Here is a 17,397-nt window from a genome sequence, read left to right on the forward strand (position 1 = left end):
CCACGATCGCTGCAACTCCCCGAAATCCGAGGTGTTGCAGCGATCGTTAGAAGGGGCACCGCGTGGCATCCGCCCCTCGTCGTCTTCGCGTCCCGGCGGCGGCGCCGCCGGACGTCAGTGCCCGGCGCCGAGCTGCCCGGCCAGGCGGGCGTGCATGGCCGAGCTCGCCTCGTTCAGCCCCTCGATGACCACTCGCTTGCCGTGGTGGTCGTACTTCGTCGTGATCGCGTCGAGCGCCGCCACGGTCGAGGCGTCCCAGATGTGCGAGCGCGACAGGTCGATCACGATCCGCTCCGGGTCGTCGGCGTACTCGAACTGCGTGGTGAGGTCGTTCGACGAGGCGAAGAAGAGCTCGCCGTCGACCCGGTAGTAGGCGGTCGGCACGGGCTCGTCGAGCGCGACCCGGCGGGCCACGGTCGCGAAGTGCGCGACACGGCGGGCGAACGCGACCATCGCCACGAGCACGCCGACGATCACGCCGATCGCGAGGTTGTGCGTGGCGACGACCACGACGACGGTCGCGACCATGACGGTCGTCTCCGACTTCGGCATCCGCCTCAGCGTCGACCAGCGGACCGAGTGCCAGTCGAAGGTCGCGACCGAGACCATGACCATGACCGCGACGAGCGCCGCCATCGGGATGATCGCGACGAGGTCGCCGAGCCCGACCACGAGGATCAGCAGGAACACGCCGGCGAGGAACGTCGAGATGCGCGTGCGCGCGCCCGACACCTTCACGTTGATCATGGTCTGGCCGATCATCGCGCAGCCGCCCATGCCGCCGAAGAGGCCGGAGAGCATGTTGGCGACGCCCTGGCCCAGCGCCTCGCGCGTCTTGCCCGAGCGGGTGTCGGTGATGTCGTCGACGAGCTTCGCCGTCATGAGCGACTCGAGGAGTCCGACGAGCGCCATCGCCAGCGCGAACGGCGCGATCGTCGCGAAGGTCTCCCACGTGAGCGGCACGTTCGGGATGAAGAGCTCGGGCAGGCTCTCGGGCAGTTCGCCCTCGTCGCCGACGGTCGGCACCTGCCAGCCGGCCGCCACCACGACCACCGTGAGCACGACGATCGCGATGAGCGGCGCGGGCACCGCCTTCGTGAGCCTCGGGACGCCGACCATGATGACGAGTCCGGCGACCACGAGCGGGTAGACGAGCCACGGCACCCCGACGAGGTGCGGCAGCTGCGCGGCGAAGATGAGGATGGCGAGGGAGTTGACGAACCCGACCATGACGCTCCGCGGGATGAAGCGCATGAGCTTCGCGACCCCGAGGGCGCCGAGCACGAGCTGGAACACCCCCGCGAGGATCACCGTCGCGATGAAGTAGTCCATGCCGTAGTCGCGCGCGACCGGTGCGATGACGAGCGCCACGGCGCCCGTCGCCGCGCTGATCATCGCCGGGCGACCGCCGAGGAACGCGATCGAGACGGCCATCACGAACGACGAGAAGAGCCCGACCCGCGGGTCGACGCCCGCGATGATCGAGAACGAGATCGCCTCGGGGATCAGCGCGAGGGCGACGACGAGCCCCGCGAGCACCTCCCGGGTGAGCAGGCGGGGCGTGCGGAGCGCGGTGAGCACCGACGGCTGGTCGCGCACGCGGTCGCGGGCGGCGGCGGGTCGCTGGGGCGATGACATGGGTCTCCGATCGGCATGGCTCGGTTCGAGCCGGTGGGTGTCGTGGGAGCGCCCCGTCGCGCACGGCCGGGAGGGCCGGGATCCGGCCCGGGATGCCGCGGGCCGACGTGCCACCCTACCCGCTCCGCGGGCCCCCGGCCGATCCGGGCCGCCCCGGGTCCGTTGCGGCCATCGGGCGGCCCGCCATATGTTGAGGGGTGATCAACTCCACTTCGGGGGGAGTGTGAGACATGTCCTCGGCACTGCACGCGCTCGGACGTTGGGCCTATCGCGCCCGCATCCTCGTCGTGCTCGTGTGGGTCGGCGTGCTCGCCGTGCTGTTCACGATCGCCGGGCTCGTCGGCACCGGCACGAACAACACCTACGCGTTCCCGGGCACCGAGTCGCAGGACGCCCTCGACGCCCTCGCCCGCACTTTCCCGCAGTTCTCGGGCACCTCGGCGCAGCTCATCGCGGTCGCACCCGAGGGCGGCGACGTCACCGACGACGACTTCGAGTCGGCGGTCGAGGACGCGATCACGGCGATCGAGGCGATCCCCCAGGTCTCGGGGGTGAGCTCGCCGTACGACGGCGGGTCGTCGGCCGACATCGCCTCCGACTCGTCCGCGGTCCTCGTCACGATCCAGCTCTCGGTCGGCACCGTCGACGTGCTGCCCTCGACGTCGGACGCGCTGCAGGCCGAGGGCACGACGCTCCAGGGCGCGCTCCCTGACGGGTCGCAGGTGGCCGTGGGCGGCTCGCTCTACTCGCAGGTGAACCCCGGCATCGGCATCAGCGAGCTCACGAGCATCCTCATCGCGCTCGTCGTCCTGATCGTGACGTTCGGCTCCCTCGTCGCCGCGGGCATGCCGATCACGACCGCCCTCGTCGGCGTCGGCGCCGCGGTCGCCGTCGTGCTCACCGCGACGCGCTGGCTCACGATCACCTCGACCGCACCGCTGCTCGCCGTGATGCTCGGGCTCGCGGTCGGGGTCGACTACTCGCTCTTCATCGTCTCCCGCCACCAGGACCAGGTGAAGCGCGGGATGCCGCCCGACGAGTCGGCGCCGCGTGCGGTCGCGACCGCGGGCTCGGCGGTCATGTTCGCGGCGACGACCGTGATCATCGCGCTGCTGGGGCTCTCCGTCGCCCGCATCCCGTTCCTCACGATCACGGGGCTCTCGGCGGCGCTCGCCGTCGCGACGGCCGCACTCGTCGCGCTCACGCTCACGCCGGCCCTGCTGTCGTTCGCGGGCTGGCACGTCGTCCCGAAGCGATACCGACCGGGGCACGAGGCGCGCGAGACGGGACCGGACGACGAGGAGGACGAACCGGCGGCGACCGACGGCACGGATGCCGCGTCCGCGGACGCCGCGTCCGGGACATCCGACGCGCCGGCCCCCGACGAACCGGTATCCGACGAACCGGCACCCGACGAACCGGAACGCCAGGCCAGGCCCGGCGGATTCTTCGGGCACTGGGTGCGGGCCGCCATCCGCTGGCCCCCGGTCACGGTGGTGCTCATCACCGCGCTGCTCGCGCTCGCGGCGATGCCCGCCGCGAACCTGCGGCTCGCCCTGCCCGACTCGGGATCACTCCCCGAGGGCGCCCCGGGGCGGGTCACCTACGACCTCATCGCCGAGCACTTCGGCGCGGGCGCGAACGGGCCGCTCATCCTCACGGGTTCCGTGATCCAGAGCACCGACCCGGTCGACCTCGTCGACGACATCGCCGCCGAGGTCGCCGACGTGCAGGGCGTCGCGGCCGTGCCCCTCGCGACGCCGAACGAGACGGGCGACACCGCGGTGATCCAGGTGATCCCCGACGGCGCACCGGACTCCGAGCAGACGGAGCAGCTCGTGCACCGGCTCCGCGGGATGCACGACGCATTCCTCGCGGACTACGCCGTCGACCTCTCGGTGACCGGCTACACGGCGCTCGGCGTCGACATCTCGGAGCGGCTCGGCGGCGCGCTGCTGCCGTTCGGGCTGCTCGTCGTCGGGCTCTCGCTCGTGCTCCTCGCGATGGTGTTCCGCTCGATCGTGGTGCCCGTCACGGCCGCGCTCGGGTACGTGCTCTCGATCGGGGCCGCGTTCGGCCTCACGAGCCTCGTCTTCGTCGACGGGGTCCTCGCCGGCCCGCTGAACGTCGAATCGGTCGGGTCCGTCACGAGCTTCATGCCGATCATCGTGATGGGCGTGCTCTTCGGGCTCGCGATGGACTACGAGGTCTTCCTCGTCAGCCGCATGCGCGAGGACTTCCTGAAGCACGGCGAACCGCGCCCGGCCATCGAGCGCGGCTTCCACGCATCGGCCCGCGTCGTCACGGCCGCCGGCATCATCATGTTCACGGTCTTCGGCGGCTTCATCCTGAACGGCGAGGCGTCGATGCAGCCCATCGCGTTCGGGCTCGCGACCGGCGTCGCGATCGACGCGTTCATCGTGCGGATGACGCTGACGCCGGCCGTCCTCGCCTGGTTCGGGCGGCACGCGTGGTGGTTCCCCGCGGGCCTCGACCGGGTGCTCCCCCACTTCGATGTCGAGGGCGAGGGGCTCGCGCGCGAGGACGAGCTGGCCGACTGGCCCGAGCCGGGCGACACGCACGCGATCGTCGGCGAGGGCGTCGCGGTCCGGCGCGAGCCGCGCCTCGTCGGGCTCGACGTGCGCGTGCCCGCGGGCGAGGCGCTCGTCGTCGCCGGCGCGACCCCCGAGGAGCGCCGCGCGGTGCTGCTCGCGCTCACGGGCCGGCGCCCGGTCGTCGACGGACGCCTCAAGTGCGTCGGGCTGGTCCTGCCCGTGCGCGCGCGCAGCGTGCGGGCGAGGAGCGCGGTCGTCGAGGTCGCAAGCGTGCCCGACCCGATCGCCGCCGTGGTGGATGCCGCGGCCGACGGCCCCGAGCTGCTCGCGATCGACGGCATCGACCTCCTCGCCGACCCGGCCGCGCGCGACGAGCTCGCCGAGGTGCTCACCGGCGCCGCGCGCGGCGCGGAACGCCGGACGGGCCGCCCGCTCACCGTGCTCGTCTCGTGCGAGCTCGCGTCGACGGCCGACGCGGTGCTGCCGCACGGGCTCGGCCGGACGGTGCTCGAGCCCGCGGCATCCGCTCGACCCGCCCGGGAGGCGGCGACGACGGGGACGACGACGTGACCGACCCGACGTTCTCGTCGGCGGAGGGCGCCGAGCGACTGGGGGTCCTCGGGATCGTCGGGGTGCTGCTCCTGCCGCTCGCGGTCGCCGGGCTCCTCGCCTGGGGGCTCGCCGCGCCCGTGAGCGACTTCGACCGGGTCACCGCGGCCGTGGTCAACGACGACCAGCCGGTGCAGCTGAACGGGCAGACCGTGCCGCTCGGTCGCGAGTTCGCCGCCGGGCTCATCGGCGGGATCGCGGGCGAGGGCGCACCCGACGACCCCGGGCCTGACGCGACCGCGACGCCGGCACCGAGCGGCCCGAACTTCACGTGGATCCTGACGAACGACCAGGATGCCGCGGCGGGCCTCCGCGACGGGCGCTACGCCGCCGTGCTCACGATCCCGCCGTCGTTCTCCGCGAACGCGACGTCCATCTCCGGCCCGGCGGCCGATGCCGTCCACGCGACGCTGCACGTGCAGACGACGCCGGCGTCGGCGTACCTCGACCCGGCGCTCACCGAGGTCATCACGCAGGCCGCCGTCGCGACGTTCAACTCCCAGCTCACGGAGCGCTACCTCGGCAACGTCTACCAGGGCTTCAACACGATCAACGAGCAGATCGGCCAGGCGGCCGACGGCGCCGCCGAACTGGCGTCGGGCGCGTCGTCGCTCGCGAGCGGCGCCGGCTCGCTCGCCGACGGCACGTCGCAGCTCGCGTCCGGGCTCGACTCGCTCGACGCCGGGGCGGCCTCGCTCGCCGCGGGCCTCGCCCAGCTCGACGCCTCGGTGCAGTCCCTGCCGTCCGACACCGCGCAGCTCGCGGCCGGCTCGGCGCAGGTCGCGGCGGCGCTCGACGCCATCGCCGCGGCGCTCGACGGGGTGACGGCGGACGTCGCCCGGGTCGTCGACGACCTGTGCGCCGTGCGCCCGGGGCCCGTGTGCGAGCGCGGCCGGAGCGTGCTCGGGCGCGTCCAGGCGGTCGACGGCGACGCCGACGCGCTGGCCGCCGGCGCCGACCAGGTCGCGGCGGGCAACGCCGAGCTCGCGGCCGGCATGCCCGGCCTCGTGGCGGGGGCCGACGCGTCGGCGGCGGGTGCGAACGAGGTGGCGGCGGGCGCGGCCGAGAGCGCGGCGGGCGGCGAGCAGGTGAACTCGGGCGCGCAGGAGGTCGCCTCCGGAGCCGAGGAGACCTCGTCCGGAGCCTCCCAGCTCGCCGACGGCCTCGCCGAGGCGGTCGAGCAGATCCCGACGTACTCGGACTCCGACATCACGACCCTGTCCTCGGTGGTCGCGCAGCCGACCCGCACCGACGTCTCGGTGCCCGCGAGCGGGACGCAGTCGGTGCCGCTGTTCGCGACGTTCGCGCTCTGGGTCGGTGCGATCGTGCTCGCCCTCGCGCGCCGCGCGGTGCCGCGACGCCGCCTGCTCACGTCCGCGTCGACCGTCTCGATCGCGGGCCGCTCGATCTGGCCCGGCGCGGCGCTCGGCGCCGCACAGGGCCTCATCGTCGGCCTCGCGCTGCAGCCCGCGCTCGACGCCGACCCCCTCGCCCGCACGGGATTCGCCGCGGCCGCGGTCGTCATCGGCACGGTGTTCGCGCTCGTGAACCACGGCCTCGCGGCCGGCTTCGGCGGCCCCGGCCGGACGGCGGCCGTCGTCGCCGGGGTGATCGGCCTCGCGGCCGGGGTCTCCTCGACGGTGCCCGCCGCGATCTCGAGCGCCGCGAACCTCGTCCCGACCGGTCCCGGCCACAGCCTGCTCCTCGCGGGCCTCGGCGTGGGCGCCGGCTGGGGCGACCTCGTCGCCCTCCTCGTCTACGCCGCGATCGGCGCCGCGCTCGTGGTCGTCGGCGTCTCCCGGCACCGCACGGCCGCAGGCTGAGCCGGGCAGCGCTCGTCGGCCGTCAGCACTCGTCGCCCGTCAGCGCTCGTCCGCGGTCTCCGGGGGCGACGCGACCGACGCCTCGAGCGACCGGATCAGGCTGCGCGAGTCCCACGGCCCGATGTGGCGGCGCCCGTTGACGAAGAAGGTCGGCGTCGAGTGCAGGTCCATCATCTCGGCGTCGATCTGGTCGTCCTCGACGCGGCGCACGACCGCCGGCGATCGCAGGTCCGCGAGGAACCTCGGGACGTCGAGGCCGAGCTCCTCCGCGTACCGGACGAGGTCGTCGCTCTCGAGCGCGTCCTGGTGCTGGAAGAGCGTGCGCGACATGTCGAGGAAGCGGCCCTGCAGCGCCGCCGCCTCGTACGCCTGGGCCGCGAGCTTGGCGTGCGGATGCACGCCCTCGAGCGGCAGGTGACGCCACACCCAGCACACCTCGTCGCCGAACCGGCGGAGGACCTGGTCGATCGAGCCCGTCGCGCGAGAGCAGAACGGGCACTCGAAGTCGCCGTACTCGACGATCTGGTAGGGGGCGTCGGGGCGGCCGCGGTAGTGGTCGCGCGCGGGGTCGAACGGCCTCGCGAGCACCTTGCCCACCGCCTTCGGCGGGTCGAGGCGGTCGGCGATGGCGAAGATCGCCCAGCCGAGGCCGAAGGCGATGAGCGAGGCCGTGAGGACGCCCACGCGCCCGTGGTCCTGCGACTCCCCGTCGGCGAGCGCGATCCCCACGATGAACAGCGAGATCGTGAACCCGATGCCCGACAGCGCGGCACCGCCGGCGACGCGCGGCATCCCGAGCCCCGGCGCGAGCCTGCCCATGCCGGTCGCGCGCACGATCGCGGTCGCGGCCGTGATGCCGACGAACTTGCCGACGACGAGGCCCGCGATGATCGCCCACGTGAGCGGCGAGGTGAACGCCGCCGCGAGCGTCTCGCCGTCGAGGTGCACGCCCGCGTTCGCGAGCGCGAAGATCGGCAGCACGAGGAACGCGATGTACGGCCCCCACTCGGCCTGCAGCCGGTCGTTGATCGACAGCGACTCGCGGAGGCTCCGGTTGACGGCCGCCGCGTACTGGGCGCTCGGCGACTCGCGGAACGCGCGCGTGAGCTCCTCGGTCCGCTCGACCTCGGTGCGGCGCGGCGGGAACACCGGGATGAGCAGTGCGACCGCGACCCCGGCGAGCGTCGGGTGGATGCCGGCCATGGCGATCGCGATCCAGAGCCCGATGCCGAGCACCCCGTAGGCGAGGCCGCGCCCGGCGCGCAGGTAGCGGACGAGCGCGATCGCCACCATGAGCACGGCGGCGACCGCGAGCGGCACGAGGTCGAGCCCGGAGTTGTAGAAGATGCCGATCGCGAGCAGCGCGCCGACATCATCGACCACGGCGAGCGTCAGGAGGAACGTGCGGAGCCGGGCGGGGAAGGGCGGGCCGATGATCGCGAGCGCCCCGAGCAGGAACGCCGTGTCGGTCGAGATCACGACGCCCCACGCGCCGACCTCGCCGGAGGGGAGCGCGATGACCACGAAGAGCAGGGCGGGGATCACGAGGCCGGCGACGGCGGCGACGATCGGCACGATCGCACGCGACCGATCGGTGAGCTCGCCGATCGTGAACTCCCGCTTGACCTCGAGGCCCACGACGAAGAAGAACAGGGTCATGAGCCCGTCGTTCACGACGTCGTGGAGCGTGGCGTGCAACTGCCATCCGCCCAGTCCGACCTCGAGCTCCGTCTCCCAGAACGCCTCGTACGTCCAGCCCCAGGGCGAGTTCGCCCAGACGATCGCCAGGACCGTGCCCGCGAGCAGCAGCGCGGCCGCCGACCGGTCGCTCGAGCCGCGGCGCAGGCGCACCTTGCGACGGGCGGCGCTCGTCGTGGTGTCGGGTGCGGAGGCTGGCGCACTCATGCGCCAATGCTAGGGGCGGATGCCCCGAACGCGGGAGAACACGGGGAATGCTCTCCGGACCCCGTTCGGGGGTCGCCGCCGGGTTCGCCGACCGGTCGCCGCCGGGTACGCCGCCGCCGCCCGTCAGATGAAGAGCGTCGTCCCGGACTTCTCCGCCTCGCCGAGGAAGGTCGCGACGCCCCCGAACTCGATGTCCTCCATCAGGTCGGTCTCGGCGATGCCGAGGAGGTCCATCGTCATCGTGCACGCGATGAGCCGCGCCCCGCCCTCGCGCGCCGCGGTCATCAGCTCGGGCACCGACTGCACGTCGTGCTCCTTCATCACGTGCTTGATCATCGCCGGTCCGGCGCCGGCCATGTTCATCTGCGAGAGCGGCAGCCGGTCGGGCCCGGAGGGCATCATCATGCCCATCATCCGCTCAAGCGCGCCGTGGTCGCGCTTCGGCGCGTGCTCGCGTCGCAGCGCGTTCAGGCCCCAGAACGTGAAGAACATCGAGACCCGCTGCCCCATCGCGAGGGCGCCGTTCGCGATGATGAACGCGGCGAGCATCTTGTCGAGGTCGCCCGAGAAGACGACGAACGAGGTCTGGTTCCTCCGTTCGACGACCGCGGTGGTTCCGGATGCCACGGCGCCGCCCTTGCGGAAGGCCGCGACGAAGCCCGGCCCGTCGGGCGTCATCGACAGCACCTCGTGCCCGTGACTCGCCGCCCAGGCCGGGCCGTCGCTGACGAACCCCGGGTCGGAGACGCGCACGACGACCTCGTCGCCCGCGGCCAGGTCGCCCATGGTCGCCGAGAGCCGCATGATCGGACCCGGGCACGCGAGACCCGTGCAGTCGAGGTCGACCGACCTGCCGGTCCCCTTCGTCGCGGCGATGAGGTCGACGGCCTCCGCGTACGCGATCTCGGGCGGCGGCGCGACGGTCGACGCGGGCTCGACCTCGTGCCGGAAGCGGAAGGTGTTCGAGCCGCCCGACAGCGTCGCGACATCCGCGAAGCCGCGCTGCACGAGCAGCCGGTACGCGAGGTAGCTGCGGAACCCGACCGCGCAGTACAGGCGGACCGGCACCGACCGGTCCCACTCCCCGCTCGCGGCGCGCAGCGTCGCGAGCGGCACGTTCTCGGCGCCCGGGATGTGCCAGATCCCGAACTCCTCCGGCGTCCGCACGTCGACGAGCCGCGCGCCCTCGACCGCCGCCGGCCAGTCGCTCGCGTACCAGAGCACGAGGTCGCCCCGCAGCACGTTGCCCGCGACGAACCCCGCCATGTTGACCGGGTCCTTCGCCGATCCGAACGGCGGCGCGTACGCGAGCTCGAGCTCCTCGAGGTCGTGCACGGTGCCCCCGAGTCGGATCACCGTGGCGAGCACGTCGAGCCGCTTGTCGACGCCGTCGAACCCGGCGACCTGCGCGCCGAGGATGCGACCGTCGACCGGCGAGAACAGCAGCTTCAGGTGCATCTGCGCCGTGCCCGGGTAGTAGCCAGCGTGGCCCGACGGGTGGATGTGGATCGCGCGGTGCTCGATGCCCTCCGCGACCAGCTGGCGCTCGGTCGCCCCCGTGCCGCCCGCCACCATGTCGAACACCTTGACGATCGACGTGCCCTGCGTCGAGCGGTACTCGGTGTCGTGGCCGCAGATGTTCTCCGCCGCGACGCGCGCCTCGCGGTTCGCCGGGCCGGCGAGCGGCGTGATCCACGAGCCGGGGAGCACCGTGTGCGGCGTCTCGACGGCGTCGCCCGCCGCCCAGATCGACGGGTCCGACGTGCGCATGTGCGTGTCGACGCGGATGCCGCCGCGCGGCCCGAGCTCGAGGCCGGCATCCGCCGCCAGGCCCACGTTCGGCCGCACGCCGGCCGACAGGATCACGAGGTCGGCGTCGACGAACCGGGTGTTCGTGAGCTCGACGGTGAGCCCGCCGCCGGCGCGTTCCGAGAACGCCGCCGCACCGGTCGAGAGGAAGAGCTCGACCCCGCGGCTGCGCAGGTGCTGCTCGACGGGCACCGAGACCTCCTTGTCGAGCGGCGGCAGGATCTGGTCGGCGAGCTCGACGATCGTGACCGACGCGCCGCGGTGCTGGAGGTTCTCGGCCATCTCCACGCCGATGTAGCCGGCGCCGATGACGACGGCCTTCACCGGTGCGCCGGTCCGGCCCGCACCGCTTCGTCCGGGGGCGGATGCCGCGGCCGCGAGCGCCTCGTCGAGCTGGGCCTTGATCTCGTCCATGTCCGTGACGTTCCGCAGCACGTGCACGCCGGGCAGGTCGATGCCCGGCAGCGGCGGCCGGAGCGGGTCGGCGCCCGGGCAGAGCGCGAGCCGGTCGTAGGACTCGACGTACTCGCGCTCGGTCGCGGTCTCGCGCACGGTGACGGTCTTCGCGGTGCGGTCGAGCGCGGTGACCTCGGCGCCGACGCGCACGTCGATCGCGAGCGACTCGTGCAGGCTCTCCGGCGTCTGCAGCAGGAGGCGGCTGCGATCGGTGATGACCTCGCCGATGTGGTACGGCAGGCCGCAGTTCGCGAACGAGACGTAGTCGCCGCGCTCGAGCACGACGATCTCGGCGAACTCGTCGAGGCGGCGTGCGCGTGCCGCGACCGACGCCCCGCCCGCGACCCCTCCGACGACGACGATCTTCATGGTGCGCCCCTCCGTTCGTGCGGTGCCCGCGGCCCGGGCCGGCCGTCGCGCCCGATGCTAGGCGGCCCCTCGCGCGGAAGCCGGGCCATCGGTCCCGCGACCCCGTTCGGGGGCCGCATGCGCGCAGCGGCGCGGCGTACCCTGCACGCATGCACGCGCACGGGATCGACGACGACGGGCACGCCGACGAGGCCGAGCGGGTGCGGCTCGCCGTGTACCACGGCTTCGCCGCCGACGGCATCGTCCCCTCGCGCGATGCGCTCGCCGAGATCGCGAAGACGGATGCCGCGGGCGTCGACCGCGCGCTCGCGACGCTCGCCGCGGAGCGGCACGTCGTGCTCGACGACGCGGGGCGGATCGTGATGGCCCACCCGTTCGCGAGCATCAACCTGGGGTTCTCCGTCATGGGCGACCGCACGCTCTGGTGGGGCGGCTGCGCGTGGGACTCGTTCGCGATCCCGAACCTCCTCCCCGACGTCGACGAGGTGCTCGTCGCGACGACCTGCCCCGCCTGCGGCACGCCGCACGCGTGGGTCGTGGACGCCGAGGGACCGCCCGCCGGCGACCAGGTCGCGCACTTCCTCGTGCCGACCTCGCACATCTGGGACGACGTCGTGCACACGTGCGGCCACCAGCGGATATTCTGCGACGAGCGCTGCGTCGAGGACTGGCTCCGCTCGACCGGGAACCCTCGCGGGTCGGTCTTCGACCTCGCCACGCTCTGGCGGCTGGCGGCCCACTGGTACGACGGACGCCTCGGCTCGCCCTACGTGCGGCGCGAGCCGTCCGAGGCGCGCGCGTACTTCGCCGAGGTCGGCCTGTCGGGCGCGTTCTGGGGCCTCGGCGCGGACGCGGCATCCGCTCGGCCCGCCTCGGCCTAACGGGCTCGCCGATCGGTGCTTCCGCCGCTGCCGCGGCGGGGAGTACCGTGACGATCGGGCGCAGCGGCGGGGGCCGGTCGTCCGGGGGGACGCGAACATGGCGCGGAATCTGGTGCTCTGCCTGGACGGGACCGCCGGCCAGGTGAAGGGCGAGGCCGACTCGAACTGCGTGCGGGTCTACGACCTGCTCGACCTCTCGGACGAGGCCGTCCAGGTGGCGTACTACGACCCCGGCGTCGGCACGTTCGCCTCGCCCGGCGCGTGGACGCCGCTCGCGCGCGGGCTGTCCCGACTCGGCGGACTGATCTACGGCGCCGGCATGCGCGAGAACCTCGGCGAGGCGTACGCGTGGCTCATGCGGACCTGGCAGCCCGGCGACCGGATCTTCGTGTTCGGGTTCAGCCGCGGCGCGTTCACGGCCCGTGCGCTGACCGGGATGCTCCGGCTCATCGGGCTCATGCGGCCGGGCTCGGAGAACCAGCTCCAGTACGCGGTCGCGAAGTACGCCCGGCGCGGCGGCGAGGGGCGGATCCCGTGGGACGAGATCCACCGGTTCTCGCGGCTCTTCGCCCAGCAGGTCGACGGGCGCAGCACGATCCCGATCGAGTACCTCGGGCTGTGGGACACCGTGAAGGCCCTCGGCGTCGTGCGCGTCGCACCCGACTGGCCCTACACGCGGCAGCTGCCGAACGCCCGGCACATCCGCCACGCGATCTCGATCGATGAGCGGCGACGCCCGTTCCGCGAGTACGAGGTGCGCACCAAGGCCCCCGAGACGCTCGAGGAGGCGTGGTTCGCCGGCATCCACTCGGATGTCGGCGGCACCTTCGCCGACGACCCGAAGCTCTCGACCATCGCGCTGAAGTGGGTGCTCGACGGTGCGATCGACCACGGCCTGAAGGTCGACGCGAAGCGCACGGCGAAGGCGTTCGAGGGGTTCTCGGACGCCCACGCCGCCGGCGCGGCGCACCGCAACAGCGCGGCCTGGAGCCTGCTCGTCCCACGTCGCCGCCCGATCCCGGCCGGTGTCCGCGTGCACGCGAGCGTGCGCGACCGCATGGCGGCGACCGACTACCGGCCGCGGCTGCCGGCCGACGCGACGTGGGTCGACGACGACTGGGCGACCCTGCGGCCGACCTGACCCGCGTCCGGCCGCGTCAGGCGACGCGGAAGCGCACCTCGCTCCAGAGCCCGTCGGGGCCCACGTGGAGGTCGAGGTCGTCGTCGCCCGCGCCCGCCTCCGGGTCGTCCGCGCGGATCACGTGCGCCCCGCTCTCGTGCAGCGCTTCGAGGATCTCCGTCTTCGGGATGCTGTCCTGCCACGCCTTCACGGTGCCGACCGGGACCATCGCGACGCCGCCGGTGCGGATGAGCTCGCGCGCCACCGGCTTGGGCGTCGCGTTGTGCGAGCCGTGGTGGCCGACCTTGTAGAACGCTGCGCCAGTCACGAGGGCCCGCGAGGCCGGGTCGTCGAGCACGTGCTCCCAGGCGCCCTGCTGCGAGTCGCCGACGAAGACGAACCGGGTGCCCCGCACGTCGAGCACGAAGAAGAGGCTCGTGTTGTTCACCGAGCGTTCGAGCACGGACGCCGCGCGCAGCAGCGCCCCCTGGTCGAGCGCGAGCTGGGCGAGCCGCATCGCGTTCCGCGCCCGGACGAGCTGGACGGGGATCCGGGCCGAGACCTCGTCGCGCGGGACCTCGTACATGCGGTCGAAGATGTCGTACTCCTCGTCGCGGCCGAGCTCGGCGGCCGCCTCCTCGAGCCAGTGCACGGCGGCGGGCGGGTCCATCCGCTTGAGGTACTCCGGATCGCGGCTCGGACCGAGGACATGGACGACCGCGCCCTCGACCGGCAGCTCGACGCGGTTCTCCGCCGCGTCGGGCCTCGGGAGGAATCGCACCTCGTGGTGGTCGGCGCCGCCCTTGAACCCGCCGTCGACGAGCCGCGTCGCCGCGGCGAGGTTCGGCCCGGAGTTCACGGCGAAGTCGAGCGCGAGCGCCATCGACCGTCCGAGCGAGTCGACGGGACGCCCGTCGGCGGCCTGCTCGACGAGGCCCTGGAGCGCCGTCGCGGCGGCCGTGAGCCCGTGGCGCAGGCCGATCGCGTCGGAGTCCTGCTCGTCCTCGACGAACGGCACCCACACCTCGCCGACGTCGACCGCGGACCACGCGTCGTCGGCGAACCCCGACACGTGGTCGGAGTGGCGGTGGGACGCGGCGACGACGTCGAGGCGCGGCATCCCGTCGTCGCTCTCGTCCGTCAGCTGCGAGATCACGGCGCCGACCACGTCGCCGATGCGACGCGGCACGTCGCCGACGCGGGCCCGGCCGTGGCTGTGCACGCCGCAGTCGACGAGCATGCGCCACCTGGCGTCGTCGTCGGCCACGGTCACCAGGAAGCAGTCGCCGAAGCCGGGGTTGTACATCCGGATCGTGACGGTCGCCTCGGACATGGCTCAGTCCTCCTCGGGTGCGTGCAGGCTCGCGAACGTCAGCCGCCCGACCGCGGGCTCGTCGAGCCAGATCGCGAGCGGGTCGCCGTCCTCGACCTCGTCGAACCAGTCGTGGATCGCCTCGAGGCGGGCGACGCCCGCCGCGTGCTGCTCGCGCCCGTGCACGCGCAGGGTCTCCGGCAGCTTCGAGAACGAGGACGGGCGCGTGTACGGCAGCGGCTTCGGCACCAGCCAGGCGACGCTGCCGTCGACGTTCGCGATGACCGTGCAGGCCGCGTGCAGCTGGGTGCGCGTGTCCCGGTCGGCGCCGGACTCGAGGTCCTCGCGTCGCTGCACGATCTGGATGAAGATCCTCGGGTGGGGCTGCCCGTCGGCGGCGCTCTGGAACCCGACGTGCATGCCGAGCACCCGGATCCGCCCGGCATCCGGGTCGAGGCCGAGCTCGACGGCATGCGCCTTGGCCCAGCCCACGGTCTGCGCGTACACGGCCTTGGATCGCTCGCGGGCCGCGTTGCCGGCCGCGGTGACCGAGGACGCCCCCGGGTCGAGCTTGATCGTCGAGTCGAGGATCAGCTGCCCGAGGTCGACCGTCGCCTCGCCCGCGGTGAGGCTGAGCGGCACGGTCGGCCGGCGCCAGAGCAGCGCCTGGTCGGCGAGCGAGACGACCCCCGGCGGGAAGATCCCGCGGCGGCGGAGCGCCTCGACGAGGTGGCCGCGGAGGTTGATCCGGTCGTCGGGGAACAGGTCGCGATCGGCCGTGATCACGGCGCGCACGACGTCGCCGAACGTGACGTCGACCGCCGGCAGGTAGTCGAAGCCCCGGACCACCATGCCGAGGATCCGGTCGGCGTTCTTCACGGCCTCCGCGGCGATGCGGTGGACGAGGTCGGGCGAGAGCTCGCCGTCGCCCAGCACGCCCGAGCCGCCGGTAGCGAGCCGCCGGAGATCGGCGATCTGCGACCGGTACGTGGCGAGGTACGCGTCGAACACGGCCGCCACGAAGATCGCGCCCCGGCGGTGCGGCTCGCGCGCGGCGTGGAAGTCCGCCGGGTCGGGCGCCGAGCCGACCGCCGATCGCAACGGGCCGCCGCGCCCGGTGGACCGGCCGAACTCGTCGGCGAGCGAGAGCAGGGCCGTGGCATCCGACAGCTCGCTGCGCGAACCGGCCACGAAGTCCTCGACGATGTCGGTGAAGAGGAAGTGGTGGAACAGCGCGACGAGGTCGGCGAACGCCTCGTGGAACGCGAACACGTCGGAGTTCGTCGCGATCGTGAAGAGCGGCCGCATCCGGTGCACGATCGCGTGCGTGACCTCGTGGGCGATGATGTCGACCGAGAGGCACGTGAACATGAGCTGGTGCGGCAGGCTCGCCTGCGTGTCGGTCTCGTCGGCGCGGTAGTAGCCGAACAGCACCGCGCGGCGATCGGGGTCGAAGTAGGCGTTGCGCCCGTAGAACGCGTGCGGCACGAGCCGGAGCCGGTCGTCGCCGCGCCACCGGAACCGCCGCCCCGTGAAGCGCTGGAAGCGCTCGATGACGCTCATCGTGATCGCGTAGACGATCTGCTGGTGCGAACGCGGGTCGCTCTCGGACGGCCGGAGGCCGTCCTGGGCGAGCACCGGCGGATCATCGAGGTCGACCGGGTGGTACCAGCGGCGCCGCGTCGCGTCGTAGTCGACGACCTGGACGAGTTCGCCGTCGGGGCCGGGCCTGAGGCCGACCTCGAACGGGATGTCGACCGTGAGGAACTGGCCGCTCAGCCGCGAGCTCATGGGATCGAACGCGAACGCGCGCAGGAGGCGGCGATCGGGTGCCTGGACGGCGGGCACGTTGTGGGTGGAGAGCATCGCAGGCCTCCTCGACAAGGCTGGATCGCATGATGCTGCCGTGCTAAGGCCGAAACTAGCGATCCGCGACCGCCCCGGCAACAGGGATGACCCTGACCCGGCGGGCTCAGGCGCGCGACGCCGGCTCCGACGCGCCCGCGAGCCGTGCGAGGCGCGCCCGCGCGTTGCGCTCGCTCGGCGACATCCGCCCGAACCGGCGCACGCCGATCGCGAGCACGACGCGCGTGAGCGTGACCGCCGGCCACCACGGCCGCCTCAGCCCGAGCAGGTCGCGCTCGCGCGCGCCGAGGGAGGCGACGGCGCCGCCGAACAGGATCGGGTAGATCCGGCCGACGACGCCGGGCAGGCCCGGTCGGCGGAGGAAGCGCACCGCCTCGGCGACGCGCTCGTCCGGCCGGGCGTCGGCGAGGAAGCCGTCGAGCTCCGCGCGGAGCCCGGCGAGCGAGGTCGGCGGTTCGCGCACGCCCATGAGCCGGCCCACCTCCGCCCACTCGCGGACGTACGCGTCGGCGCCGCCCGGGATCGGCCCGCCCCACCGCTCGTGCGCGCCGATGAACGCCTCGGTGAACGCGTCGTGCACCCACCGCAGGAGGTCCTCGTCGTTGGCCGCGTACTCGCGGACCGCCCCGCGAGCGTCGACGTAGGTGCCCGTGACCCGCTCGTGCAGTCGCGACACCGCGGCGCACGCGGCCGCCGCCGCGCGCCGGTCGCCGAACGTCGTCGTCGCGACCCACCGCACGGTGCCGTCGAGGCGTCCGAGCGGGTCCTCGCGGTAGCGCGAGTGGTCGTGCACGCCCGCCATCGCGCCCGGGTGGAGGGTCTGGAGGAGCAGTGCGCGGATGCCGGCGACCAGAGTCGGCAGCGCGCCGTTGACCGCCCACACGGCGCTTCCCGGGCCGAACAGCCCGGCGTCCTCGCCCTCGGCGAGCGCGCGCGTCCAGGCCGGCGGCTCGTCGCGGCGACGACGCAGCGGACTCCACCGCGCGTGCCCCGCGCGAGCGTCGGCGTCGTCGCGCCCGCTCCCGTCCATGCTTCCGACGGTAGGCGCCGGCAC

General features: G+C 73.5%; 10 protein-coding genes. 4 read left to right on the forward strand and 6 right to left on the reverse strand.

All coding sequences use genetic code 11. The annotated features are described in order from the left end of the window. Window positions 1–114: 114 nt before the first annotated feature. Window positions 115–1,638, reverse strand: coding sequence for a SulP family inorganic anion transporter (locus GLX25_RS02905; RefSeq protein ID WP_155840720.1), 1,524 nt, complete (start codon window positions 1,636–1,638; stop codon window positions 115–117). Window positions 1,639–1,868: 230 nt separating this feature from the next. Here GLX25_RS02905 and GLX25_RS02910 point away from each other — a divergent pair, with 230 nt between their 5' ends. Both GLX25_RS02910 and GLX25_RS02915 read left to right on the forward strand, forming a co-directional pair. Beyond that, window positions 1,869–4,763: an MMPL family transporter gene (locus GLX25_RS02910; RefSeq protein WP_155840721.1), complete on the forward strand. Its 2,895-nt coding sequence runs from the start codon at window positions 1,869–1,871 to the stop codon at window positions 4,761–4,763. After that, window positions 4,760–6,625 (forward strand): hypothetical protein, encoded by a 1,866-nt coding sequence (locus tag GLX25_RS02915; RefSeq protein WP_155840722.1) that lies wholly within the window; start codon window positions 4,760–4,762, stop codon window positions 6,623–6,625. Before GLX25_RS02910 ends, GLX25_RS02915 begins: the two co-directional genes overlap by 4 nt. 39 nt (window positions 6,626–6,664) lie before the next feature. Here GLX25_RS02915 and nhaA read toward each other — a convergent pair whose 3' ends face one another. Together nhaA and GLX25_RS02925 are read right to left on the reverse strand one after the other, a co-directional pair. Beyond that, window positions 6,665–8,530, reverse strand: coding sequence for a Na+/H+ antiporter NhaA (nhaA, locus tag GLX25_RS02920; RefSeq protein WP_155840723.1), 1,866 nt, complete (start codon window positions 8,528–8,530; stop codon window positions 6,665–6,667). Between the two features lie 123 nt (window positions 8,531–8,653). After that, window positions 8,654–11,164 carry an FAD-dependent oxidoreductase gene (locus GLX25_RS02925; protein WP_155840724.1) on the reverse strand — a complete coding sequence of 837 codons (2,511 nt, stop codon included), beginning with the start codon at window positions 11,162–11,164 and terminating at the stop codon, window positions 8,654–8,656. A 149-nt stretch (window positions 11,165–11,313) separates the two neighbouring features. Here GLX25_RS02925 and merB point away from each other — a divergent pair, with 149 nt between their 5' ends. Together merB and GLX25_RS02935 are read left to right on the forward strand one after the other, a co-directional pair. Next, the gene (gene merB, locus GLX25_RS02930) at window positions 11,314–12,045 is read left to right on the forward strand and encodes an organomercurial lyase (protein WP_155840725.1); all 732 of its coding nucleotides are present in this window, start codon (window positions 11,314–11,316) and stop codon (window positions 12,043–12,045) included. Between the two features lie 97 nt (window positions 12,046–12,142). Beyond that, window positions 12,143–13,186 (forward strand): DUF2235 domain-containing protein, encoded by a 1,044-nt coding sequence (locus GLX25_RS02935; protein WP_155840726.1) that lies wholly within the window; start codon window positions 12,143–12,145, stop codon window positions 13,184–13,186. Between the two features lie 16 nt (window positions 13,187–13,202). Here GLX25_RS02935 and GLX25_RS02940 read toward each other — a convergent pair whose 3' ends face one another. The 3 genes from GLX25_RS02940 to GLX25_RS02950 form a co-directional block, all read right to left on the reverse strand. After that, window positions 13,203–14,498 (reverse strand): ComEC/Rec2 family competence protein, encoded by a 1,296-nt coding sequence (locus GLX25_RS02940; protein WP_155840727.1) that lies wholly within the window; start codon window positions 14,496–14,498, stop codon window positions 13,203–13,205. A 3-nt stretch (window positions 14,499–14,501) separates the two neighbouring features. Next, window positions 14,502–16,343 (reverse strand): gluzincin family metallopeptidase, encoded by a 1,842-nt coding sequence (locus GLX25_RS02945; protein WP_155840728.1) that lies wholly within the window; start codon window positions 16,341–16,343, stop codon window positions 14,502–14,504. Window positions 16,344–16,449: 106 nt separating this feature from the next. Then, the gene (locus GLX25_RS02950; RefSeq protein WP_155840729.1) at window positions 16,450–17,373 is read right to left on the reverse strand and encodes an oxygenase MpaB family protein; all 924 of its coding nucleotides are present in this window, start codon (window positions 17,371–17,373) and stop codon (window positions 16,450–16,452) included. Between the last annotated feature and the right edge of the window lie 24 nt (window positions 17,374–17,397).

It is taken from the genome of Agromyces luteolus (assembly GCF_009729855.1).
GTDB classification, from domain to species: Bacteria; Actinomycetota; Actinomycetes; order Actinomycetales; family Microbacteriaceae; genus Agromyces; species Agromyces luteolus.